The organism is Vibrio sp. Hal054 (assembly GCF_037162405.1).
Classification (GTDB): domain Bacteria; phylum Pseudomonadota; class Gammaproteobacteria; order Enterobacterales; family Vibrionaceae; genus Vibrio; species Vibrio diazotrophicus.
The window spans coordinates 1381892-1407012 of sequence record NZ_JARLUT010000001.1 but is presented as its reverse complement, the minus strand read 5'-3'; the positions used below and the strand labels follow the sequence as shown (position 1 = coordinate 1407012).

Sequence of the window (25121 nt, the reverse complement as noted above, 5' to 3'; positions counted from 1 at the left end):
CTCCAATCAAAGCACCAAGCCACCGTCTATTTTTAGTACTTGTCCGGTAATGAAACTCGACTTATCACTTGCCAAAAACTCTACGCCATTGGCGATATCCTCGGTGGTTCCCATACGCCCTAATGGTGTTTTTTCTTTCATCAAATTGAGGACTTTTTCAGGCAGATCCGCCGTCATTGGTGTTTCGATAAAGCCCGGAGCAACACAGTTTGATCTCACTTGCGCTCCTTTGCGTGCAAACTCTTTCGCCCAGCTTTTGCTCATTGCAATCACGCCACCTTTGGTTGCTGCGTAATTGCTTTGGCCAATGTTGCCATCGGTACCAACAACAGAAGACATAGTGACGATCGAACCATAATTGTTTTCCATCATTAAAGGGGCAACCGCTTGAGTAACGTTAAACACCCCCTTCAAATTGACATCAATGACCAAGTCCCATTCCGCTTCGGTCATTTTTTCGATGAGTGCATCACGTGTGACACCAGCGTTATTTACCAATACATCCACTCTTCCAAACTGTGCTTGAATACTGGTGACAAGCTCTGCTATCGCCGCTCTGTCGCAGATATTAATAGTGACAGGCACCACTCGCTCAATATGGGAATACGCTTCCATCAACGCCTTATCATTCATGTCCAACGCGTAGATCATTTCAGCGCCTTGAGTATAAAAACGCTCAACAATCGCTTTACCGATTCCTTGTGCGGCACCTGTGACAATGCATATCTTGTTCTGAAACATATTTGCTGACCTTTTGTTTTATCTTTCTTATTGAAATGTAGGGATTTAATCCGCTTCTGATATCTAGTCAGAGTGCAGATCTAATGAAAATTGGGGTTGGAAAATTGCGCTGTCCATTGTTGTTAACTCAGGGCTAATTAAAGGCTTAAACGCCATGTGACCAAGTATGTCTCGATCCACATCAATACCCGGTGCAACTTCTATCAGCTCAATACCTTGCGCTACCATTCGAAATACCGCCCTTTCAGTGATGTAGAGCACTGGCTTATTCGCTTTTAATGCCTGATTGGCACTGAAGGTGATTTGCTCGACTCTGGAGATGAACTTGCTTTGGCTGCCTTCAGTAGTGATTTGCAGTTGCCCGCCTTCCACCTGCACATCCAAACCTTTGGCGGTGAAAGTGCCGCAGAAATACACCTCTTTGGCGTTTTGCGTGATATTGATAAAGCCGCCACAACCGGCGATTTTGGTGCCGAATCGGGAAACATTGATATCACCTTTAGCATCACATTGAGCAAGCCCCAAAAACGCTTGATCGACACCACCACCATCATAGAAGTCGAACATTTGATCTTGCCCGATAATCGCATCAGGAAATGCGGAAGCACCAAAATCTAATCCACTGGCTGGTGAACCACCTACGGCGCCCGGTTCCACTGTTAATGTGAATGTATCCAGAATGCCCGCTTGCTGAGCGACTTTCGCAATATATTCAGGCGCACCAATGCCAAGATTTAGTACTGAGTTCGCTTTGAGTTCCATCGCTGCACGTCGGGCAATAATGGTTTTCGCGTCGATGACCGGTTCAACCGTCTGTTCAACATTCGAGGCTGTAATTTTGCTGTGGGATGGTTTGTTGCCGCGCCCGATAAACTCAGGGTTCATTTGGGTTGCGAACGTCTGCATGTGCTCGCTTACGTCTTCACACACCACAACCGCATCAACGAATATGCCCGGAATTTTGACCAGATGTGGGTCTAGCTTACCCGCTGGCACAATTTGCTTAACCTGAACAATCACTTTGCCATTGTTGTTGGTCGCAGCCTGCGCCGCTGCAAGGCTTTCAACAATCAGACACTCATCTTCCATGGTGATATTGCCGTTTTCATCAGCGGTGGTGCCACGTAAAATAGCGACATCAATAGGAAGCTTTTTATAGAACAGATATTCTTCACCGTCGATTTCGATCAATCGAACCCAGTCTTGAGAAGTAATAGAATTAAGCTTGCCACCTTCGATACGCGGGTCAACGAAAGTGCCCAATCCAACTTTGGTAAACAAACCGGGCTTTCCGGCTGCGCTATCACGCAACAAATGAGAAATTACGCCTTGGGGCAGGTTGTAACCTTCGATCAGGTTATCCACCACCAGTTGCTGCAGTTTAGGCACCAGTCCCCAGTGGCCACCAATGGCTCGTTTCACTAAACCTTGTTGCGCCAGATGGTTAATCGCTCGTGATTTGCCATCGCCCTGACCAGCAGCAAAAACCAGAGTGAGATCTTTCGGAAAACCTGACTGTTGAAACCGTTCACCAATCGCACGTTCGATGGCTTCTGGCACCACGCTACCAATGAAGCCTCCGAGCATGACTGACTGCCCGTTTTCAATCCATTGCGCTGCTTGATCTGCTGTAAGTTTCGTAACCACAATTCACCTTCCTTGATACGATGAATTTCAGGTTAGACATAAAGGAGCACTTTGATAATTGCACATATAGAGATTGTGAATTTCGAATTTGCAATAATCATCCGAGCTAGAACATCCCTTCGCTGCGCATAGCACTCACTCGCTCTAACAAGTACTGTTTGAAGCGAGCACAACGTTCGGGCATCGGCGAGCGAGGTCGATACAAAAGGTCAATATCAAAGCTGGCACAGCGATATTCAGGCAAAATATGAATCAAATCGCCGCTTTCAATGCATTTGTGCACCAATGAATGAGGCAGATAGGCAATTCCCGCGTGTTCCATTGCGAAATCGAGCAGCATTTCGCTGTTGTCACACTCTAGAGTGTCCTGAATGGTCACAAATTCTTGCTTGCCACCAAGTTCAAAGCTCCAGCGTGTTCCCCCCAATAAGGTTCTCGCATACAGGCAACGATGCTGTGTTAAAAACTCAGGGGTTTCAGGCACACCATGTTCCTGCAAATACTGTTTTGAAGCACAGAGATAAAGTGGCTCAGTAAGAACGCGCTTTCGCACAAGCAAAGAATCAGGGGAGATATCACCATCGTAATTGGCTGTGGCTCTAAAGGCAAAATCGATTGTGAGAGGGTCAAAGTCTCCTGCTTCAATAAAGATGCGAAAATGCACCTGAGGATGCATCTCCATATATTCCGCCACAATTTTGGTCAGATATTGGCGCGCAAACAAAGGCGTTGAGGAGATCTTGATTTCACCTTGCTGCTCAGCCGCAAGATTCTGTACCTCTTCGCACAAGTTATTGATATTCGGCAGCAGCGGTGAAAAGCGTTCATAAAGAAGCTGCCCTGCCTGAGTCGCCACCAGCTGTCGGGTACTTCTTTTAATAAGCTCAACGGACATGGCTTCTTCAAGCTCTTTCACCCAGCGGCTTCCCGCTGCAGGAGAAAGTCCTTGTTGAAGAGCTGCTTCGCGAAATGAACCTGTTCTTAATACCGCACAGAAAAAGACGATCTTATCCAAGATAGGTTGGCGACTGGACAACAATTTTCCTGTCATCAACTTACCAACCCTTTATCTAACGCGAGCTTAACCAGCGCTGCTGTAGAGGTAGCGCCGAGCTTTTTCTTAATTCTCAGTCTGTGAGTTTCAACAGTTCTCACACTGATGTGCAGAGTATCGGCAATATCTTTATTACATGCGCCACTGACAATAAGTTTAAGGACATCAGATTCACGCTTGGAAAGCTCATTGTCTTTTGGCTCTGGCTTGTCGTTGATTTGTTCTAGAAGACGATCGGAAGCCTGAGGGCACAAATACGATCGCCCCTGAGCCACCTGATTAATGGCCATAACCAACTCTTCAGAGCCCACATCTTTTAATACGTAACCCTTTGCACCAGCTTTTACTGAGCGAACCACATAGTCTTTGCTGTCGTGCATCGACAGCATAATCACTGCGGTTTCTGACTTAGATTGGGAAAGTTTTTCCAGCATCTCGATGCCGTTCATGTTGGGCATATTAATATCTAACAAAAGCACATCGGGTTTGAGAGTGAGTGTCGCTTTGAGTGCATCAGCTCCTGTGCCGACGCAAGACAGAATCTCAAGGTTTTTTTCTCTTTCTAGACGCGATTTTAAACCGTCCTGCATCAGGCGATGATCATCGGCAAGTACCAACTTAATCATACGAACTCCATATTTAAGCTGACGCGAATCTCAGTACCTTCGCCCTGTATACTTGATACGGCGAACGTACCTCCAATGGCATGAATACGATCCTTCATATTCTGTAACCCCATATGTTCCAAATTTGGTTTGTTGCGTTTACCCGGTTTTGCAATGGTGGGGGTGATGCCAATTCCGTCATCACTCACCGTTAAAATCAGTAGTTGTCCTTCGCGCTGCATAATGATGTCCACGCCTTGCGCCTGAGCATGTTTTTCCACGTTGTGCACTGCTTCCTGAATGACTCGATACAAGGTAGTCTCAACCTCTTGAAGCATCTCCAAACCTTCAATGTCATGCTCGAATACCAGTTCAAGCTCGGTGCGTTGCCGCATGTCGTTGATATAGGTTTCAATACCTGCCACCAAACCTAAGTCGTCCAATTGCGGTGGTCTCAAGTCTCGTGAGATCCTTCTCAATTCGACAATCGCTTGTTCCATCACTTGCTTGCTCGCATCGAGTTCTCTCACCTGTTTTTCCTGATTGAGCTCTTTGCCAACGTTGTCCAAACGGTACTTGGCAGCAACTAAAAGTTGGTTAACACCATCATGCAACTCGCGGGATACACGCTGTCGTTCATTTTCCTGAGAATCGATGATCTGCTGATTCAACACACTCAACTGCTCATTCGCTAAGCGTCGTATGTTTAAGTTCAAAGAAGCACCTAGAGCAGCAATAACCGTGATAGAGATCAGCATGACAAAAAACAGCGCGCTGCTGGTTCTGCCTACGTTTTGATCGTAGCCGTTTTGCATGTGGGCAACTTGATGTTCTATATCGTCGAGATAGACACCAGTCCCAACCATCCATTGCCATCTGTCCAATGAAATGGCGTAACTGAGTTTAGGTAGTGGTTCTTTGGTAGACGGTTTGTGCCATAAATAATCGACAAAACCGCCGCCAGCCCTGCCTACGCGAATCAGTTCTTGCAGCAGTTTTTTACCTTCTACATCCTCAACTTCCCACCAATTAAGACCGATACGTTCAGGCTGATAAGGCAACACAATCGCATCACCCTGCCAGTTATAGGCAAAGAAGTAACCATCTACTCCATATGTTAACTGGCTCAACTTTTCAGCAACTATTTGCTTCGCGCGTTCATCACTTAACGACTCGTCTAGGTAGTAAGGCGTGATGCTTTTCACTGCCATTTCTACGTACTGTTTCAGTTCTTGTTTTTTGGCCGCCAGAATATTATTTCTGGTGAGTTGAACTTGGTCTTCAACTAATTGTTTTGCTTGGCTAAATAGGATGGCAGCGACAATCGCAACCACAATAATCAAGGGGACAATCGACAGTAAGATGATATTAACCGTTAGCTTTCTGTTCCTGGTAAAGCCCATATTTGCTTCCAATTCTTGTACGTAGTTTTACTGATTCGTCCTGTCAAAAACTGCACATACTACCGACACAATTTGCGCAATTTCACCAATAGAGCATCTGTTTACCCCTGCTTATACTCAGCCCAAATGTAACATCAAATTAACATCGTTAAATACGAAATGTTCACATTTATTCGCACATAAAAACCAAACAAGGATTACGTTATGAATTTGAAAAAAGCTGCCATTGCAACTGCCATTGCTTTAACGTCAGTTGGACTCTCGCTAAGTGCGCACGCTGAAGACAAGAAGATTCTGCTGAAAACTCCGATTGCTTTTGGCAGCCACTTGCCTGCGCTAGGTACACCAATCCAGTGGTATGCAGACCACATCACACAGATGTCTGGCGGCACGGTAAAAATGAAAATCTATGAGCCAGGTAAACTAGTGAATCCTGCTGAAATTTTGGATGCAGTATCGACAGGTAAAGTAAATTCTGGTTATTCAACAGCAGGCTACTGGCAAGGCAAACTGCCTGCCTCTGCTCTATTTTCTGCGGTTCCATTTGGTCCTGAAGCGGGTGAATACATGGCCTGGATATACTTCGGTAACGGTCTGAAGCTCTATCAAGAAATGTATGACCAAGGCGGCTACAACGTAAAAGTTCTGCCTTGTGCGATCATTTCACCTGAATCTTCAGGTTGGTTTAGAAAGCCGATTGAAAAACCAGAAGACTTGAAAGGTTTGAATATGCGTTTCTTCGGCTTGGGTGCTTCCGTGATGGAGAAACTCGGTGCGGGTACCGTACAACTTCCTGGGGGGAAATCTTTGGCGCGCTAGAAAAAGGGGCTATCGATGCATCTGAATTTTCTCAACCAGCCATCGATGAGCGTTTAGGTTTCCACAAAGTTGCGAAATACAACTATTTCCCTGGCTGGCACCAACAATCCACCATCTTTGAACTGTTGATCAACAAAGATACGTGGAACGAAATGAGCGAAACGCAGCATGACGCCATCGAAACGACCTGTATGGCATCGATGACCTACTCGATCGCCGAAGGTGAAGCAATTCAATTCACAGCGATGGAAAAAGCGAAGCAGAATGGCGTAGAAATTCGCTACTGGAACAAAGAGATGTTGGATTTGTTCAAGAAAACATGGCTAGAAGTAGTTGAAGAGAAAAAATCTGCAGATCCTTTCTTCAATAAGGTGTGGGCTGACCTAAGCACATTCCGTCAGGGATATGCATTGTGGCAAGCGAACGGTTTCCTACCTCGCGCAACTCTAGAGTGATCCTTACATACATCGGAAATATGGGCTGGATTTGGTCATCCAGCCCTAATCAGGCAAGGAGAAAGCTATGAGTAAGGTGTTATGCTCAACCCCACCTATCCCTGTTTACTACCACATCGAAAGATTCGTTAAGTCCACAAGCAAATTTATCGCTTGGACCAACGTCATTCTTATCGGTGTCATTGTTCTTCAAGTCATTCTGCGCAAAGTGTTTTCTAACGGTCAGATTACCTTAGAAGAGTTGCAATGGCATTTGTATGCGACTGCCGTCATGTTTGGCACCGCGTACGCGCAAATATGCAATATGCATGTGCGGGTCGACCTTTTTTATCACAAATTTAGCGAGCGCAAAAAAGCGATGATCGACCTTTTAGGTCTGCTATTTTTGGCCGCACCCTTTGTGATTGTGGTGATCATCCATTCCTACGACTTCACCTATGAGTCTTGGCGTGTCAATGAAAGCTCCGCTTCACCTTCTGGTTTACCTTATCGTTGGTTAATCAAAAGTGTTATCCCAATCAGCTTCTCACTGTTGCTGCTTTCCATGCTGGCAAAAGTGCTGCGCAATTTAGAGATCATTTACAAAGGAAATAGCCATGGAACCAAATGAGTGGATTGTAATCGCGATGTTTGGCTCGTTTATCCTGCTTCTATTTACTGGGATTCCTGTAGCCTATGTTTTAGGTGGCATTGGCGTATTCTTCGCGGGTGTTGGATACCTAGCCGATATTTATCTCGATACTTTTACCGGATTGAACTTCACTAGCCTCGGCTTAGTGGTGAATCGCATTTACAAAATCATGGATAACTGGATTTTGGTGGCGCTTCCGATGTTTATCTTTATGGGTAACATGCTCGATAAATCCGGTATTGCCGAAAAACTGATGGCATCCATGCAAGCTCTGTTTGGAAAAGTGCATGGTGGACTCGCCGTCACTGTTATGGCTATAGGTATTATTCTAGCAGCGTCAACAGGAATCATCGGAGCTTCAGTGGTTCTGTTAGCGGTAATGTCACTGCCAACCATGATGCGCCAAGGTTACCACTTACCTCTCGCACTTGGTACAGTAGCCTCTGCTGGCACTCTGGGAATCCTTCTTCCACCTTCAATCATGCTGGTTATCATGGCTGACCAACTTGGGCTTTCCGTTGGCGACCTGTTTATGGGCGCTGTAATACCAGGCTTGTTGTTAGGTCTGTTTTACATCCTCTACATATTGTTTGTAGGTAAGATGAACCCTGTCAAAGCACCGGTTCCTGAAAACATTCAGCCAGTAGAATGGAACTTGATTCTGCAAGTGTTTAAAGATATCACTCCAACTGTGTTACTGATTTTTGTTGTACTAGGTTCTATTTTCGCGGGTATCGCTACACCGACCGAAGCATCCGGTATTGGTGCGCTAGGAGCAACATTACTTGCGGCTTACAACAAGAAGCTCAACCTGAAAGTGGTCAAAGAAGTGGTGTTGGCATCCTACGGCACAACAGCTTACATCTTTATGATTTTCTTAGGTGCTTCTTGTTTTGCGCTAGTGTTGCGCGAACTGGGTGGCGACGAACTGATTGAAAGTTTCCTAAGTGGATTACCGTTTGGTCCATACGGCATTATTGCGTTTATATTGATGATTGTTTTCTTCCTTGGGTTCTTCCTAGATTGGATAGAAATAACCTTAATTGCGCTGCCATTACTTGCGCCTGTGGTGAGAAGTTTAGGTATCGAACTGGATGGTCACGGCGTGGTTGATGACCCGTCGTTGGTTTGGTTTGTAATGTTAGTGGCTATGGCGCTTCAAACCAGCTTCCTAACACCGCCAGTGGGATTTGCGCTGTTCTATCTCAAAGGTGTTTGCCCAGAAGGCGTAACCTTGAAAGATATCTACCGTGGCGTAGTACCTTTCATTGTGATTCAGTTGATGGCTCTGGTTTGTCTCGTCGCTTGGCCACAACTGGTATTGTGGTTCCCAAGTGTGGCTTATGGGTAGTTAGCCCCCAATAGATTGACATCGATAAACATAAAAGCCAGCGATCATCGCTGGCTTTTCTATGTTCTCTTTCTAACTATTTACTTGATTGAATTAAGCAATCTTAGTTAGCCAGTTGTGTGTGTCTGGTGCTTTACCCCACTGAATGTCGTTCAGTGCTTGACGAAGTTTCTGTGCAATAGGGCCAACTTCACCGCTGCCTACTTTCACATCTTCACCGTTGTGAATCAAAGTACCAACAGAAGTCAGAACTGCAGCTGTACCAGAAAGCATTGCTTCTACACCCGGTTTCGCTGCACGCTCTAGAAGTTCTTCTACAGATACTTCACGCTCGCTTACTGTCATGCCAAGATCTTTTGCGATAGTCAGGATACTCGAACGAGTAACACCGTGTAGGAAGCTTGAATCCAATGCTTTAGTGATGATTTCGTTGCCATCAACCAACAGGAAGTTTGCAGCACCTGTTTCTGTAATGTAGCCGTTTGGACAGAACAGAACTTGGTCAGCTTTGTATTTTGCTTTCGCTTCTAGAGTCGGAGAAAGCGCACTTGCGTAGTTACCACCGCTCTTGATCATACCCATGTGCGGTGCACAACGTTGACCTGTTTCGTCCAGAAGCAGGCGCAGTGCACTTGCGCCACCAGCAAAGTAGTCACCCACTGGAGAAAGCAGCACATACATCATAGATGAAAGAGATGGCGCTGCTGCTTTACCAACCGCCGCTTCAGTACCGATGTGAGTTGGACGAATGTACATAGAACCAGGAGGCGCTGGTACTTCTGAAGCGAACTCAGCAACAACATCGACAATCATCTTTGAAAGTTGTTCTTTGTTCACTTCTGGTAAAGAAAGTAGTCGGCTGCTTTGAGCAAAACGCTCGACGTTTTGATCCATTCGAAAGACGTGCACACTACCGTCTTCGTGACGGAATGCTTTTAAACCTTCAAAACACGTACTTGAGTAATGCAAGACGTGAGCACCTGGATGAAGCGAGATGCTGTCAGAAGCTACGATTTCTGCGTCTGACCATTGATTATTTTCGAATGTTGCTAATGCCATCTTAGGCATAAATACAGTACCAAAAGCCGCCATATGTTTTCCTACAAATAAATTACTACTAAAGATAAGTCCGTTAAGTCTGGGCTGGCGATGTGAGATGCATGTCCAATACTTAGTGTTCTGATACTAAAACAAGTTGAACCCGTAAGAAAAGAGGTTTGTTGGATTAAATACTCATTAACACCAATTAATAGTTTTTTTACAAATCAAGCCATGCCTAAAATGGTTTAAATTAGGATGTGTATAAAACTAATCGTAGTTTATGCGGTCAGTAATATACTGAAATCAAAGATACCCTGACTCAAACTCTTAAAGGATGGGTATGCGAGTTGTCATCAAAAGGAAGATGCCGTGTTTAGTTCTTTTTTTCCAAAACCCAAATTGTTTTTTCTGAGCTTTGTTCTTTGGGCTCTCGTTTGTGTTATTGGCTGGTATACCGTTATTGAGGATCTTGGCCCTCACCTCAGTCTGGCTCATATTTTCGGTGTCGATTACCCACCAGCATTAGCTGAAGGCGCAAGTGAGGCAGCCACGGCTGAATTTCAAGCAGCGACACAGTCTGCAATCAATGCTTGGCTCTATCAGTTTATGACTGTGTGTTATGCATTGTTCATTGGCGGTTGGATGGTGCTTGGTGGACAAAAATGGGCAAAATGGTCGGTACTTGGTTCAGGCTTAATTGTGTTCATTACTTGGTTCCAAGTGGAAGTCAGCGTCATGCTTAACGAATGGTACGGTGACTTTTACAACCTAATTCAAAAAGCACTGACCGCACCAAACAGTATTACCCTAACTGAGTTCTATTCTGAGCTATCAACGGTAATGGTGCTGTTGATGATAGCGATTATGGTGGCAGTTGGTAACGCCTACTTTGTCAGCCATTTTGTCTTCCGTTGGCGCACCGCAATGACCGAGCATTACACCGCAAGATGGGAACATGTTCGCCATATTGAAGGTGCTGCGCAGCGTATTCAGGAAGACACCATGCGTTTTGCCAGCATTATGGAAAACTTAGGCGTTCGCTTGCTCAACTCCGTAATGACGCTGATCGCCTTCCTGCCTATTCTTTGGGGCTTGTCTGGTTACGTCACGACGCTTCCGTTTGTCGGAGAAGTACCTCAAGCGCTGGTTTTCGTCGCTATTATTTGGTCGATTTTTGGTACTGTGCTACTTGCGTTTGCGGGTATCAAACTACCGGGTCTGGAATTTAACAACCAGAAAGTAGAAGCGGCATATCGTAAAGAATTGGTTTACGGGGAAGACTACGAAGACCGCGCACATCCACTCACATTAGAAGAACTGTTTGGAAACGTTCGTCAAAACTACTTCAAACTGTACATGCACTATGTGTACTTCAACGTGGTTCGCTATGGCTACTTGCAGTTCGGTGCTTTTATACCGTTCATTGCTCTTGCACCTTCAATTGTTGCTGGTGCATTTACGCTTGGCGTGATGCAACGAATCATGAACGCGTTCAACCAAGTAGAGAACTCTTTCCAATACTTAGTCAACTCGTGGACCACGATTGTAGAACTGCTGTCTATCTACAAACGTCTTAAAGCGTTTGAACACGCTTATGAAGAGAAAACTGCAAGTTTGGTTGAAGCAAAAGAAATCAGTTAAGCATAAAAAGAACCCCACTCCTGTGGGGTTCTTTATTTATCCTGTCGAGCGTTCAAAAGGCAATTCTCATCAAGCGTTAAAGCTGCGAATCATCTCAATAAAACACGCTAAACCAATCTCAACATCAGAGGTTAACACTTGTTCTTTAGGGTTGTGGCTGATGCCTTTTTCACAGCGAATAAACAGCATTGCCGTTTCGGTCAAGTCAGCCATTACCATAGCGTCATGCCCCGCGCCACTTGGCAGAAAACGGGCGGACGAATTGGTGACTTTTTCAATCGCAGAGGCCCACTTCTGTTGCAGCTTGTTGTTACATTGAACCGCTTTTGCTTTGTAGATGTTCTCATACTCAAAAGAGAGCTTACGTTGCTGCGCAATATGTTTGAGTTGCTCCAGCATCTCATAGGTCGCATTCTCTAATGCTGATTGAGAAGCGCTGCGGATATCAATCGTAAATCTTACTCTGCCAGCAATTACGTTTACCGCGCCGGATACAATTTCACACTTGCCAACGGTTGCCACAACGCCCTCATCTTTCGCCAATTTCTCAATGGACAAAATCATTTCAGCAGCGCCAGTCATCGCGTCTTGACGTAAATGCACAGGTACCGTGCCCGCATGCCCAGCGATGCCTGTCACTTCACATTGAAAACGCTTTGCTCCAGCAATACCCGTCACCACACCTACAGCGAGATTCTCCGCTTCAAGTACTGGTCCTTGCTCAATATGCGCTTCCAGATAGGCTTGTACTTCTTGCGCCTGACGCGCATCATTACCCGCTTTTGCAGGGTCAAGACCAAACTCTCGCATCGCCTGTGCCATGGTGACACCGTTCGCATCAGTCACCTCTAACCAATTGGAATCAAAGCAACCAGCGACCGCACTTGAGCCAATTAACGTGGTGTTAAACCGTGTACCTTCTTCATCAGCAAAGGCAACAACATCAATATGAAAAGGAAAGGTTTCCCCACGAAGCGCCGCCAGTGTTTCAATGGCGAGCAAGACACCTAAGTTACCGTCATATTTGCCAGCGTTTACCACCGTGTCGCTGTGAGAACCTAAGATCAACGTTGGCTTGGTCGGGTTGGGTGATACTTTTCTTCCCCACTGATTACCAACGCTGTCTTGCCATGTTTGTAAACCTGCTTGTTGCATCCAGAGCGATATTTGATCATGAGCCGCGCGATGTTGTGGTGTTAAATACGCACGCGTTAAGCCCGTTTCACTCTCGCTGAATGAAGCAAGTACATCCGCTTGCTCCATAAGTCGTGCAGCGCGACTTTGTCCTTCCATCTCATTAAGAACAGTCATAACACTCCTACTACTGATAAAATGCCATTGCCGCAGCAACAGCTTGACCCGGATCGATTTTCGCTTTGTGCTTAATCAGCAGCGCTTCTAACGCAGCCAAAGTTGAAAGTACGCACTCTTGGCGAGCGTTATAACCCATTGTGCCAATACGCCAAATCTTGCCATGTAACGGGCCGAATGAAGTACCAATTTCGATACCAAAGCGGTTTAGCAGTTCGAGTCGAACCACATCACCATTCACGTTTGCGGGGATATAAACACCGACAACGTTGTTCATCTTGTATGTTTGATTGCCGAACAGCTCAAGCCCCATCGCACGCAAACCTGCCGCCATCGCATCACCCGCTTGTTTGTGGCGCGCAATCACCTTGTCTGGGCCTTCTTCAAGGAAGAGTCGCGCACATTCACGAGCGGCATAAAGCATGCTGGTCGCTTCTGTATGGTGGTTAAGACGTTCTGGGCCCCAGTAATCCATGATCATTGCTAAGTCGAAATAGTTCGACTGAATCATCGCATCTTCACCTTGGGTATGGTGATCGGCACGAATACCTGCTTCAACGTGTTTGCGTCGGTTAATCAATTCAGCACATCGATCACTTAAGGTAATAGGTGCCGAGCCAGAAGGGCCACCGAGACATTTTTGCAAACCCGCCGATACCGCATCCAAATGCCATTCATCGACTTTGAGATCATTACCCGCAATCGATGCTGTGGCATCACAGTAGAACAGAACACCGTGACGTTGACAAATCTCACCCATCTCTTGCAACGGCTGATTCATGGTTGTGGATGTATCACCCTGAACGGTGGCAAGTAGCTTGGGCTTGAAGGCTTTAATTGCTTGCTCGACTTTCTCCGCTGGGCACACTTCCCCCATTCGATATCAATGGTTTGAACAACAGCACCGACACGTTGCGCTATTTCACACAGCAGATGACCAAATCGGCCAATCACCGGAACCAACACTTTGTCACCCGGTTGAAGAACCGACACTAATACCGCTTCAATCCCAGAGCGCGCAGTGCCATCCACCAACATGGTTTGTTGGCTATTAGTGAAAAACACGCCGCGATACAGCGACTGAACTTGGTTCATGTAACCTGTCATCACAGGATCATACTGGCCAATCAATGACTGAGAGATAGCTTGATGTACACGCGGATACGCGTTGATTGGGCCCGGCCCCATAAGCAGTCGTTGTGGCGGGTTGAGCGTTTCAAACAGATTGCCAGTTGAATGCAATTCATAATGGGCTGTCATTTTATTCTCCAAGTAAATAAGTTCCATCGCTACGAGGATCACTGGTCGCCAAGGCTTTTCCATGCGAATCAATAATGATTGCGCCAGCGTGTCCCATTAATTCATTGTTATCAGCCACGTAAGTAACATCGTGGCCTCTTTGTTTAAATTGTTCTCCGTACTGGTGATACAAAGACTCTTCTAGACGTAAGTTGTTGGTTGGATCACCCCATGTACGACCCAACAACCATCTTGGCAGTGCTACCGCTTCATCCAATTCATAGCCTTGATAGTGATAACGGCTAAACAAACATGCCTGTGTTTGTGGTTGGCCTTCGCCTCCCATAGTGCCGTAAACCATACGGCGGTCATCACCTAACTCTGCGTAAGCTGGGTTTAATGTGTGGAATGGCTTCTTACCACCCGCCAGCACGTTGTGATGTTTGGCATCCAAAGAGAAGCTTTTCGAACGGATATTCCACAATATGCCGGTACTTGGCAGCACAAGACCTGAGCCGAACTCCCAGTAAATACTTTGAATGAAGCTCACCATAGTGCCGTACTGATCGGTAGCCCCCATCCAGATGGTGTCTCCCGGTTGCGCTTGGTGTGGCCAAGGTAGCGCCTGTTCCATAGACACTTGCTCAGCGCAGCGATCAATCACTGATTCATTGAGCCACTCTTGCAAAGGCTGAGTCAGATACTCTTCATCACATACTTCTTTATCGCGAATGATGAAGGCTTGCTTGGTTGCTTCCACTAACAGGTGAATATGATCAACGTCGCTTTGTGCTTGTGAAGCGAGACGATCATAAATCGCCAGAATCAACAACGAAGCCACCCCCTGAGTCGGAGCACCGAAGTTGTACAATTTACCTTTCGAGGTATTGACACTCAGTGGTGCCATTACCTTGGCTTGGTGGTGATGAAAATCTTTTAAAGTAATCGGGCTGCCTGCCTGCTGAAGTTCTTCTGCCGCACTTTTGGCTATTTCGCCACGATAAAAATCATCCAGCCCGTTTTCTGCTAGAGTTTTGAGCGTTTCGGCTAACGCCTGATTAGTGACAATGTCACCTACCGTGAGTGTTTTTCCTTCCTTCAGGAAATGTTCAGAGAACGTTTTGAGCTGAGCTAATCTACCGAAGGTTTTTTCGCTGGCATTAACTAAGCTTTGAGTCACTTCGACGCCTTGCTGCGCAGCTTCAATGGCTGGTTCTAGTAGCGTGTGTAAACTGATATCGGTTGAATCCAGTTCTAGCGCCTTTTGCCACGCAGCAACAGTGCCTGCCATGGTAATCGCCGCTTCACCACCAAATTCCGGAAGTTCTTCACCTTGACTGCGATAGTGTTCAACATCAACCTCCAACGCAGCAGAACCGCAACCATCGATGGCGACGGGTGTTTGGCCTTTTTTGGCGATCAACCAAAAGCTGTCACCACCGATGCTGTTCATATGTGGATACTGCACAGCGATCATTGCTGCTGCTGCAACCATAGCTTCGCTCGCTGTTCCACCTTGGTCGAGAATCTTCTGACCTACTTGAGCGGCCTTGTAATGCGGAGCTGTGAAAGCGGTTTGATATTTCATTTACTATCTCCTTGAACAAGCTTTTCTCCTTGAATCAGCGTTTCGCCCGTCGTAATCAGATCTTCTTCACGATTCGTTAAGCCCATAACGGAAATGCCGCATGGCCCTTCTTGCAATCCTCGCATGGGTAAATGCAATTGCGGTAAACCACTTAAGCCCGCAATACTGGTTAACCCCATCAACTGCATCCGGTAAGTGGCTAATGCCTCACCAGACATAGTGAGTGCCGGTGGTCCCGATGGTGTAGTCGGAATCGCCCAAACCAGTGCGTATTCAGTCAGGTGATAAGTAATGAGTTCTTTGAACTTCGCTTGCTTATCCAAGGCTTGTAAGTAATCTTGCTCGGAAATGGTACGTGACCATTTCACTCTCTCTAAAATGGTTGGGTCTAAACTCTCGCCATGCTGCTCAAGCCATAAACCGAGCTTTTGGATAATCTCAAAACCTTGAATGGTTCTGAACAGCAAGCTTAGGTCACTCAGTTGCCATCCGTTCTCATGCAACAGATCGCCACATATCAACTCAATATCAGCTTGTTTACACCAGTGTTTCAGGCGAGCTAATCGCTCTTCGCTGAGCACATGAGCGCACTGATTGTCCAAATACAGATGTGTGGCACTGCGACTTTCTGATTTTGACCCAGACAGCACACGCCAAACTTTGCGTAGTAATGGTAATTCGCGACTGAAAATGCCTGCGGTATCGAAACTTTTCGACAGTTCAAAACAAGCGTGAAGATCAAGCGAACCAAGTGTAGGACGAAGACCAAACAAGCCACAATAACTGGCGGGAACACGAACCGATCCTCCGGTATCTGTTCCGATTGAAAAGTCACATTCGCCGTTTGCAACTGTGACTGCGCTGCCACTAGACGAACCGCCGGGAATACAATCGGGAGCGACAGGATTAACTGGCGTACCGTAATGGATGTTCTGTCCGTTTAGGCTGTATGCCAATTCGTCGGTCTGTACACGGCCGACACATTCAGCACCATTGTTCAGCAACTTTGATATCAATGAAGATGTGGTTGGCGCACAGGGATGAGTCGCCAACCATTGTGGATTTCCTGCGCCTGTTTTAAAGCCTTTAACATCAAACAAGTCTTTAAATACAAACTGTGTGCCGCTTAGGCTTCCTCGTTCTTTGGCAGGTAACTGTTCTGGCCCTTGAGAGCAATAGACTCGACTATCCTTAGTCATTTCGCTTCCTTACTTTTTAATTGTTTTAGTTTGTTACTGCTGCACCTTCTGTTTGGCGAGCATAGCGATTCGCTAATATTGCACAGTAGAAAATCTGAATTGGGTGGTAAAGCATGATAGGCAACAAGATCATGCCAAGTGTAGGATCGGTTCCAAATATCACTTTCGCCATAGGGATACCCGCTGCCAGCGTTTTCTTAGTTCCGCAGAACACCGCCGCCACTTCATCCGGCAGATTCATATTCACACGGCGCGCGCCCCATTGAATGAGATGAACCATAAAAAGAAGAACCACTAAACAAATAGCAATAGAACTTGCCAGCAGACCAATAGAGAATTCATGCCAGATGCCGTTCTCTACTGAATCACAGAATGCGTTATAGACGATCGCCAGAATGACGTATTTATCAACTTTGCCTACTGCACTTTTGTGTTTAGCGATCCAGCTAATAAGGTATGGACGAAGGATTTGCCCAACGATCATTGGTACCAGCAACAATTTAGCGATTGAAAGAACGGAAGCCATCAGATCAAGCTCTACCCCTTCCACGCCCATAAACAGTTGAATAAGAAACGGCGTGATGAAAACACCAATAATGCTTGAAAGTGAAGCGTTGAAAATCGCGCCCGGAACGTTACCTTTACCGACACTGGTCATCGCAACAGAAGAAGAAATTGTGCTTGGTAGCACCAGCAGATAGCAAAAACCAAAAGCCAAAGCCGCTGGCATATACGCCATGAATGCTTCACCGAAGATGACCCACAATAGTGGATAAACAACAAAGGTCGCTGCTTGAATGTACAAGTGAAGACGCCAGTTGGTCATGCCCGCTTTGATTGCTTGAGGAGAAAGCCCCAAACCGTGTAGAAAGAAGACAATGGCCACACCAATGCCCGTCAGTTGATCTAGGTGAATCCATCCTCCAGATTTACCTACATCTGAACTCACTGTTGCCAATGCAATAGCGACCACCATGCCAACAAGAAACCATTCCTTTTTCAACTTTTCTAATACTTTCATATATCGTGTCTGCTCTTTAATTATTCCCTACATTCCCATGTAAGCTTTTATTCGCATTAATTGTATACAATTATAAATACAAGTAGTGTGCCAAACTCACAAGCTACCATATCACTAGCTTACCGAATATTGTACACACAGTTTTGTGCACCAGAGTCGAACAAATGCTGCATCTTAGTGCAAGAAGTTGGAAGGCTGACAGCGAGAGATTGACTGGTGCTTACGGAAAACAATAAAAGTCTGTTTGGTATACATATTGCACTACTGCTTTGTATACAAACGTAATTAGAGAGTTCCGCATGTCTAACGACGAAATCATTTATCAAAAAATGCTAAAGGCCATTGTTGAACACCAAATTCCACCAGGTGAACGTTTGCCAGAAGACAAACTGTCTGAAGCTTTTGGCGTTAGCCGTACTGGTATTCGCAAAGTTCTGCAAAGATTAGCGTTGGAACGATTTGTCGTTATTCAACCAAACAAAGGGGCTCAGGTTAACCGCCCTAGTCGCAGAGAAGCTTCTGAAGTCTGGGATAGCCGAATCATGCTAGAGCCTCTTCTCATCCCCTCAATCAGTGAAAACTGGAACGACAAGCTGTCACAACAGTTTCGGTCAATGGTAGAGCTGGAAAAGCGAGCCAATAATAACGGCGATATGGCGCAAGCTATTCAACTTACCGCTAAGTTCCATTATGAGCTTGCACGTGTCGGTCACAATTTGGTTCTGGCTGAGTTTGTCGAGCAGTTGTGTTACCGCTCATCTCTGGTTATTGCCGCTTATGGTACTCGCGAAAGTGTGAATTGCGACTGTGGTGACCATTCGAACTTAATAGATTTACTCGATAGAAATTTGATCAGCGAAGCTCAAAATTGGATGCGCCATCATCTGGAACAGCTCAAGGCCTCTATATCTTTAACCAACAAGCAAGAAACGCATGTTGATTTCAGCAAACTCTTCACCTAGCAAATAACATAAAAACGTGGACGATTAGATAAGGAATTCGAATGAAAGATTTTAATCCTCGCGATTATATCGGTTACGGACGCGATAATGTCCCAGACGCCAACTGGCCTAACAAAGCAAAAATTGCCGTTCAGTTTGTTCTTAACTATGAAGAAGGTGGCGAGAACTGCGTATTGCATGGCGATTCACACTCTGAGATTTTCTTGTCTGAGATAGCAGGCGCAGAGGCTTACCCTACCCGCCATATGAGCATGGAATCACTGTATGAATATGGCTCTCGTGCAGGGGTTTGGCGCATTCTAAACGAGTTTAAAAAACGCAAACTGCCATTAACCATTTTTGGTGTGGCCACCGCATTAGAGCGTAATCCAGAAGTGACCAAAGCGATCATGGAAGATGGACATGAAATCGCCTGCCACGGGCTAAAGTGGATTCACTACCAGAACATGCCCGTTAAGAAAGAACGCAAACACATGAAACAGGCACTAGACATCATCGAGCGCCTGACAGGTAAGCGCCCTATTGGCTGGTATACAGGAAGAGATTCACCAAATACGCGCGAGTTAGTCGCAGAACAGGATGGGCTCTTGTATGACTCAGACTACTACGGTGATGACCTGCCTTTCTGGACTCAAGTACCCAATAGCCAGAAACCCGGAGAAACTCGGCCACACCTGGTGATTCCATACACGTTAGATACCAATGACATGCGTTTTTCCTCGCCCTACGGATTTAGCCACGGTGAAGAGTTTTTTCAGTATCTCAAAGAGAACTTTGATTGCTTATATGAAGAAGGCAAAGATAAGCCAAAAATGATGTCGATTGGCTTACACTGCCGAATCATAGGCAAACCAAGCAGGTTTATGTCACTGAAGAAGTTTCTTGATTACGTGCAATCTCACGAAGGCGTTTGGGTTGCAACCCGCGAACAAATTGCCCGCCATTGGATCGAGCACCATCCGCCTAAGTAACCATTAAATATTGGTATATAGGCTCTGTCGCCGCTGAGCATCACCTTATTCTCAGCGGCTTGTTTTTCTTGCTTCCAATACTACGAGCTTGAGTCGTTATAAGCTTCAACAGTCACACCGTTAATCAGATAGCCCGCTTGCCCCAAATCAGACTCAACCATTTCCACGTTCAACTTGCCCACTATGTAAACCACATCCCAAAGTCCCTGAATAGGCACGCCCTTATCGAATTTTACGTAAAGAATTTGATTCGGTGGCGGAGGCGGAACATGAATACAAGCGCCAAAATAAGGAACCAAAAGTAGCTCAGTTACCACTTTATCGTCACCTTCCAACGGAATGACAAAGCCCGGAATTCGCACTTGTTTTCCATCTAAGTCATCACGAAAACCTCCAGCCATATTCTGAGGTGGAGTATCACTATCATGATTTAGCGGCGCTTTATTTGGCAGTAGTGCCGCGTTGCGTTCACTTTCTGGGATCAGATCGAACCAATCCAAAGTGATAACATCTGAACTTGCGATATTGATGTCTTCTTGAGCATAAGTACCAGAAGCACAACCAAGTGCCAGTAATATTCCTAACGCGCTAATGCGGCCAAAACGTTTTAATAAAGTCAGTTTCATAAGTTGTAATTTCTATTGATATCAAAAAGATACGTTATTCATTGTTGCTAATAAAAGTACCTGCAGCATAAGACAGTAATATGACAATAATAAAAACTTCATCCATTAGTAACGCATTATTCATATATATGTTGGGTAATTAGACCCCGTTAAGCCTTTGAGCAACATGGAAATTCGAAAAAACAATTGGAGCCTATGCCCGTGAAAAGTAAAAAACTTCTATTAGTCAGTGGTATTTTGACAGCACTAGCTGGCTGTTCGACACAGAGCCAAACCACTGGTGTCGATGCACCACAGAAAGATGACGTGTGGTTCAAGCAAGCACAGGAAAATATCGCAAAAGCAAAAGCGAACATGCCTATCGATAAACCAGCTAAGAACGTGATCTTATTTGTTGGTGACGGTATGAGCGTAGGTACAATTACCGCAGCGCGTATTTTTGAAGGCCAGCGTCGCGGTTTAATGGGCGAAGAGTACAAACTGAACATGGAAACCATGCCAAATATGGCTTTGGCTAAAACCTACAATACCAACGCTCAAACTCCGGATTCAGCGGGTACTGCCTCTGCAATCGTGACAGGTGTTAAAACCAAGCAAGGTGTCATCAGTGTTGATGACAACGTTAAACGTGGTTTCTGTAACACAGTAAAAGGCAACGAAGCAAAAACAGCTTGGGAAATGGCCGCTGAGAAAGGACTGTCTGTAGGTGTTGTGTCTACTGCACGTATCACTCATGCAACACCTGCAACCGCTTATGCTCACTCAGCCGATCGTAACTGGGAGAACGATGCTTCGCTTCCAAACATCGCCAAGAATCAAGGTTGTGTTGATATCGCTCAGCAGTTGATTAGCTTCAACGAAGGTAAAGGTATGGATGTGGTGTTCGGTGGTGGACGCCGTGAATTCCTACCTGTCGATGTTGTTGACCCAGAAGGTAAAAAAGGTAAACGTAAAGACGGTCAAAACCTCGTTGAAAAATGGCAAACTCAACACCCAGATGGTCAATATGTTTACGATCAAAAAGGTTTCGAAAGCATTCCAGCAGACGCGAAAAAAGTGTTCGGTCTGTTTGAAAGCAGCCACATGAAGTATGAAGCGGATCGCCGTGGCAATGAGCCATCATTGGCGGAAATGACTTCCAAAGCGATTGATCTTCTTTCTCAAAACAAAGAAGGTTACGTACTCATGGTTGAAGCGGGTCGTATTGACCACGCACACCACGCTGGTAACGCAGCTCGTGCACTTTGGGATACCGTTGCTTATGACGAAGCAGTCAAAGCTGCACTTGATAAAACAAACCCTGAAGATACGTTGATCATTGTCACTGCTGACCATGCGCACACTCTGATTTCAAACGGTTACGCAGAGCGCGGCAATCCAATCCTTGGTCTATCTAAATCAAACGGTAAATTGAGTGTCGATGCTTATGGCAAAAACTACACTACATTGAGCTACGGTAATGGTCCTGGTGCGGTTGAAAAAGGCGGTGCAGATCGCCCTAACCCAACTGCTGAAGAAGTGATGAACATTGATTACCTGCAACAGTCTCTAATCAAACTTGATTCAGAAACTCACTCAGGTGAAGACGTTGCTATCTTCGCTCGTGGTCCTCAGGCTTACCTGTTCCAAGGTGCAGTTGAGCAAAACTACATCTTCCACGTAATGAATGAAGCATTAAGTTTAACGAAGTAGAAGTAATGCGCTGATTCTTCATCTGGCAAGTTGTATAAAGCCACCTTCTTAATCTCAAGAAGGTGGCTTTTTTTGTTTATAAAAGATCTTGCTGGTTGAAACTAGCCCTCTATTTTAACTCTCTTACACTCACCAAAAGACTCCCTAATCCTCAATAACAGCGCTCAAACCCTCACGAAAATTGATTTTAAAATGCATTTTTGATTTTTTAACAACAGTCAACTCACCTCAAAAATTAGAGATCAGCTATATTTTTTGAAACACCCTTTCATTTTTATTTGTTGAAGAGTTTTTTCTTGTTATATTCCTTTTCATGATGTTCAGGGCGTTCCTGTTCATATTTAATTAGGTACGTTGAGGAAAAAGTAATGATTCTTGATTCATTTGATGTGAAGGGTAAAGTTGCAATCGTAACCGGTTGTGATACTGGTCTAGGTCAAGGTATGGCTTTAGGTCTTGCACAAGCTGGTTGTGACATCGTTGGTGTAAACATTGTTGAACCAACTGAAACCATCGAACTTATCAAAGCAACTGGCCAAAAGTTCATCGACATTCGCGCCAACCTAATGAAACTGGACGACATCCCTTCTATCGTTAGCCGCGCTGTTGAAGAGTGTGGCCGCATTGACATCCTAGTAAACAACGCAGGTATCATCCGTCGTAACGACGCTATCGACTTCTCAGAGCAAGACTGGGACGACGTTATGAACATCAACATCAAGTCTGTATTCTTTATGTCTCAAGCAGTCGCTAAGCAATTCATGGCTCAAGGCAACGGCGGCAAGATCATCAACATCGCTTCTATGCTTTCTTACCAAGGTGGTATCCGTGTTCCTTCATACACAGCTTCTAAGAGCGGCGTAATGGGTATTACTCGCCTGATGGCGAACGAATGGGCTAAGCACAACATTAACGTGAACGCGATTGCACCGGGCTACATGGCTACTAACAACACTGCTGCTTTACGTGCTGATGAAGAACGTAACCAAGCTATCCTTGAGCGCATCCCTGCTGACCGTTGGGGTACGCCAGAAGATCTTGCGGGTCCATGTGTGTTCCTCGCTTCTAAAGCTTCAGACTACATCAACGGCTACACTATCGCTGTTGACGGTGGTTGGTTAGCACGTTAATTCGGACTGACCTTATCAGATAAACCCATCTGATTTCTTAGTCTCTATACTCTATCAACATCATAGAGTTAGAGGCTAAGAGTGTTAGTTGTGAACATTGTATTTCGGTGTTTAGAACTAACAGTATTGATTACGTTAACGTTAGTGAGCTTCATTGAAGCGTGCTAACAGTTTATATAATTTAAGCAACTACGGTTGCAGGAGATTCTGATGAAAATTGCATTGATGATGGAAAACAGCCAGGCAGGCAAAAACGCAATGGTTCTTAATGAACTGAATACGGTTGCGGGCCCTCTTGGTCACGATGTTTTCAACGTGGGTATGAGCGATGAAGCGGATCACCACCTGACTTACATCCACCTAGGCATCATGGCGAGCATCCTTCTTAACTCTAAAGCGGTTGACTTCGTTGTGGCAGGTTGTGGTACTGGTCAAGGCGCAATGATGTCGCTAAACCTACACCCAGGTGTGGTTTGTGGTTACTGCTTAGAGCCATCTGACGCTTTCCTGTTCAACCAAATCAACAACGGTAACGCTATTGCTCTAGCATTCGCGAAAGGCTTCGGTTGGGCTGGCGAACTGAACGTTCGTTACATGTTCGAAAAAGCGTTCACGGGCCCACGTGGCGAAGGCTACCCTAAAGAGCGTGCAGAACCACAACAACGTAACGCTGGTATCTTGAGCCAAGTTAAAGCGGCAGTAGCGAAAGGCAGCATTGTTGAAGCTCTGCGTTCTATCGACCAAGAGTTAGTGAAAACTGCGGTTGGCGGTGCTCGATTCCAAGAGTGCTTCTTCAATAACTGCCAAGACGCAGAAATTGAAGCTTACGTTAAGTCTCTTATTGCTTAATCGAATGCAAATCGTTTATCGGGAATAGATGATTTGAAGCCAACCAGTTCTGGTTGGCTTTTTTCAGTTAAATATGGCCGAAATATTATAATTTTTTATAAATCAGCTGTTTTATATAACCATATGAATGGTTGTTTTATTTTTACGCCTTGTTTCATTACGTGCGATGACCTCTTAAAAGTCATGCATGTAATACATACGGAGTTTTCCTATGAACCAAATCAAGAAAGTGGCGATCATTGGCGAATGCATGGTCGAGCTTAGAAAAAACGAAGGTGCAGTTGAACAAGGATTTGGTGGTGATACGTTAAATACTGCTGTTTACCTTTCTCGTCTTACTCAGTCTGCTGGCGTGACGACATCTTACGTCACAGGCCTTGGTAAAGACCCTTTCAGTGCTGAAATGCTATCTGCTTGGAAACAAGAAGGGTTGAATACCGATATGGTCTTCCTGTCTGAGAAGAAATTACCGGGTATTTATACCATCCAGACTCGCGCAGATGGCGAAAGAAGTTTCTTTTATTGGCGCAATGATGCGGCAGCAAAATACTGGCTACGTGATGTGCAACTCGAAGCTTTAGAAGCACAGCTTTGCGAACATCAAATGATTTACCTAAGCGGTATCAGTGTTGCGATTCTTCCTGAAGATTGCCTGAAGTCACTTATCGAAGTTCTCACTAAATGCCGAGCAAAAGGCGTCAAGATTGCCTTTGATAACAACTTCCGTCCTGCTCTGTGGTCTTCTATTGAAGATGCGAAGAAAGTGTACACTGAGATCCTAAAAATCACGGACATTGCTTTCCTCACTTTCGACGATGAAATGCTACTTTGGGGCGACAGCGAAGAGAAGCAAGCCATCGAGCGTACTCAGGGCTTCGGCGTTGAAGAGATCGTGGTTAAACGCGGTGCCGACGCCTGTTTCGTTATTTCGAATGGTGAGTTGTACACTGTGGCAGCGAACAAGATCTCTAACGTGATTGATACAACAGCAGCCGGTGACTCGTTCAGTGCGGGTTATCTAGCTAAACGAATTCTTGGAGGCAGCGAACAACAGTCTGCTTCTGCTGGCCACTTAGTGGCTGGAACCGTTATTCAGTACCGTGGTGCTATCATTCCCTCTAGCTCTATGCCAACACTTTAAGGAA

Annotated in this window: 22 protein-coding genes and 1 pseudogene; 10 read left to right on the top strand and 13 right to left on the bottom strand. The window is 45.5% G+C overall.

Annotation, left to right across the window (positions count from 1 at the left end; genetic code table 11):
* Positions 1–6: 6 nt before the first annotated feature.
* From fabG to P4S58_RS06480, 5 genes are all read right to left on the bottom strand, one after another.
* Complete coding sequence (fabG, locus tag P4S58_RS06500) at positions 7–741, bottom strand: 3-oxoacyl-ACP reductase FabG (protein WP_337163255.1); 735 nt, start codon at positions 739–741, stop codon at positions 7–9.
* Positions 742–804: 63 nt separating this feature from the next.
* Positions 805–2388 (bottom strand): acyl CoA:acetate/3-ketoacid CoA transferase, encoded by a 1584-nt coding sequence (locus P4S58_RS06495; RefSeq protein WP_337163254.1) that lies wholly within the window; start codon positions 2386–2388, stop codon positions 805–807.
* A 106-nt stretch (positions 2389–2494) separates the two neighbouring features.
* On the bottom strand, positions 2495–3439 hold the full coding sequence (locus tag P4S58_RS06490) for a LysR family transcriptional regulator (protein ID WP_337163253.1): 945 nt from the start codon (positions 3437–3439) through the stop codon (positions 2495–2497).
* Complete coding sequence (locus tag P4S58_RS06485; RefSeq protein WP_337163251.1) at positions 3439–4068, bottom strand: response regulator transcription factor; 630 nt, start codon at positions 4066–4068, stop codon at positions 3439–3441. Before P4S58_RS06485 ends, P4S58_RS06490 begins: the two co-directional genes overlap by 1 nt.
* Positions 4065–5450, bottom strand: a complete 1386-nt coding sequence (locus P4S58_RS06480) for a cache domain-containing protein (RefSeq protein WP_337163249.1) — start codon at positions 5448–5450, stop codon at positions 4065–4067. The genes P4S58_RS06485 and P4S58_RS06480 overlap by 4 nt, the downstream gene beginning before the upstream one ends.
* Positions 5451–5654: 204 nt before the next feature.
* On the opposite strand from P4S58_RS06480, the pseudogene P4S58_RS06475 reads away from it, so the two are divergent.
* The 3 genes and pseudogenes from P4S58_RS06475 to P4S58_RS06465 all read left to right on the top strand — a co-directional run bounded on the left by P4S58_RS06475 (position 5655) and on the right by P4S58_RS06465 (position 8706).
* Positions 5655–6724 (top strand): annotated as a pseudogene (locus P4S58_RS06475) (TRAP transporter substrate-binding protein).
* A gap of 67 nt (positions 6725–6791) precedes the next feature.
* A complete protein-coding gene (locus tag P4S58_RS06470) occupies positions 6792–7334 on the top strand; it encodes a TRAP transporter small permease subunit (RefSeq protein WP_042482643.1) in 543 nt (180 codons plus the stop codon).
* Positions 7321–8706: a TRAP transporter large permease gene (locus tag P4S58_RS06465; RefSeq protein ID WP_337163248.1), complete on the top strand. Its 1386-nt coding sequence runs from the start codon at positions 7321–7323 to the stop codon at positions 8704–8706. The genes P4S58_RS06470 and P4S58_RS06465 overlap by 14 nt, the downstream gene beginning before the upstream one ends.
* Positions 8707–8799: 93 nt before the next feature.
* Here P4S58_RS06465 and P4S58_RS06460 read toward each other — a convergent pair whose 3' ends face one another.
* Positions 8800–9798 (bottom strand): branched-chain amino acid aminotransferase, encoded by a 999-nt coding sequence (locus P4S58_RS06460; RefSeq protein WP_102966621.1) that lies wholly within the window; start codon positions 9796–9798, stop codon positions 8800–8802.
* A gap of 318 nt (positions 9799–10116) precedes the next feature.
* Between P4S58_RS06460 and sbmA the strand changes: the two genes are divergently transcribed.
* Positions 10117–11388, top strand: a complete 1272-nt coding sequence (gene sbmA, locus P4S58_RS06455; protein ID WP_112404013.1) for a peptide antibiotic transporter SbmA — start codon at positions 10117–10119, stop codon at positions 11386–11388.
* A gap of 69 nt (positions 11389–11457) precedes the next feature.
* On the opposite strand, the gene P4S58_RS06450 is transcribed toward sbmA, so the two are convergent.
* The 6 genes from P4S58_RS06450 to P4S58_RS06425 are packed head-to-tail and all read right to left on the bottom strand — an operon-like array spanning position 11458 to position 17746.
* Entirely contained in the window at positions 11458–12699 is a 1242-nt protein-coding gene (locus P4S58_RS06450) for an allantoate amidohydrolase (protein WP_337163247.1), read from the bottom strand.
* A gap of 10 nt (positions 12700–12709) precedes the next feature.
* The gene (locus P4S58_RS06445; protein WP_337163246.1) at positions 12710–13576 is read right to left on the bottom strand and encodes a pyridoxal-phosphate-dependent aminotransferase family protein; all 867 of its coding nucleotides are present in this window, start codon (positions 13574–13576) and stop codon (positions 12710–12712) included.
* Complete coding sequence (locus P4S58_RS06440; protein ID WP_337163244.1) at positions 13477–13959, bottom strand: hypothetical protein; 483 nt, start codon at positions 13957–13959, stop codon at positions 13477–13479. Before P4S58_RS06440 ends, P4S58_RS06445 begins: the two co-directional genes overlap by 100 nt.
* 1 nt (position 13960) lies before the next feature.
* The gene (locus tag P4S58_RS06435; protein ID WP_337163243.1) at positions 13961–15526 is read right to left on the bottom strand and encodes a gamma-glutamyltransferase family protein; all 1566 of its coding nucleotides are present in this window, start codon (positions 15524–15526) and stop codon (positions 13961–13963) included.
* Positions 15523–16725, bottom strand: a complete 1203-nt coding sequence (locus P4S58_RS06430; protein ID WP_337163242.1) for an amidase — start codon at positions 16723–16725, stop codon at positions 15523–15525. Before P4S58_RS06430 ends, P4S58_RS06435 begins: the two co-directional genes overlap by 4 nt.
* A 25-nt stretch (positions 16726–16750) precedes the next feature.
* Positions 16751–17746 (bottom strand): bile acid:sodium symporter family protein, encoded by a 996-nt coding sequence (locus P4S58_RS06425; protein WP_042482662.1) that lies wholly within the window; start codon positions 17744–17746, stop codon positions 16751–16753.
* A 299-nt stretch (positions 17747–18045) separates the two neighbouring features.
* Between P4S58_RS06425 and P4S58_RS06420 the strand changes: the two genes are divergently transcribed.
* Both P4S58_RS06420 and puuE read left to right on the top strand, forming a co-directional pair.
* Complete coding sequence (locus P4S58_RS06420; RefSeq protein WP_337163241.1) at positions 18046–18708, top strand: GntR family transcriptional regulator; 663 nt, start codon at positions 18046–18048, stop codon at positions 18706–18708.
* Positions 18709–18749: 41 nt separating this feature from the next.
* Positions 18750–19679, top strand: a complete 930-nt coding sequence (gene puuE, locus P4S58_RS06415; protein WP_337163240.1) for an allantoinase PuuE — start codon at positions 18750–18752, stop codon at positions 19677–19679.
* 80 nt (positions 19680–19759) lie between these two features.
* Here puuE and P4S58_RS06410 read toward each other — a convergent pair whose 3' ends face one another.
* Positions 19760–20305 carry a DUF3299 domain-containing protein gene (locus P4S58_RS06410; protein ID WP_337163239.1) on the bottom strand — a complete coding sequence of 182 codons (546 nt, stop codon included), beginning with the start codon at positions 20303–20305 and terminating at the stop codon, positions 19760–19762.
* A gap of 201 nt (positions 20306–20506) precedes the next feature.
* Here P4S58_RS06410 and P4S58_RS06405 point away from each other — a divergent pair, with 201 nt between their 5' ends.
* From P4S58_RS06405 to P4S58_RS06390, 4 genes are all read left to right on the top strand, one after another.
* Positions 20507–21997: an alkaline phosphatase gene (locus tag P4S58_RS06405; protein ID WP_337163238.1), complete on the top strand. Its 1491-nt coding sequence runs from the start codon at positions 20507–20509 to the stop codon at positions 21995–21997.
* Positions 21998–22365: 368 nt separating this feature from the next.
* On the top strand, positions 22366–23127 hold the full coding sequence (gene kduD / locus P4S58_RS06400; RefSeq protein WP_112404019.1) for a 2-dehydro-3-deoxy-D-gluconate 5-dehydrogenase KduD: 762 nt from the start codon (positions 22366–22368) through the stop codon (positions 23125–23127).
* A gap of 210 nt (positions 23128–23337) precedes the next feature.
* On the top strand, positions 23338–23976 hold the full coding sequence (locus tag P4S58_RS06395) for an RpiB/LacA/LacB family sugar-phosphate isomerase (protein ID WP_102963794.1): 639 nt from the start codon (positions 23338–23340) through the stop codon (positions 23974–23976).
* Positions 23977–24187: 211 nt separating this feature from the next.
* Entirely contained in the window at positions 24188–25117 is a 930-nt protein-coding gene (locus tag P4S58_RS06390) for a sugar kinase (RefSeq protein WP_337163236.1), read from the top strand.
* Positions 25118–25121 lie beyond the last annotated feature (4 nt).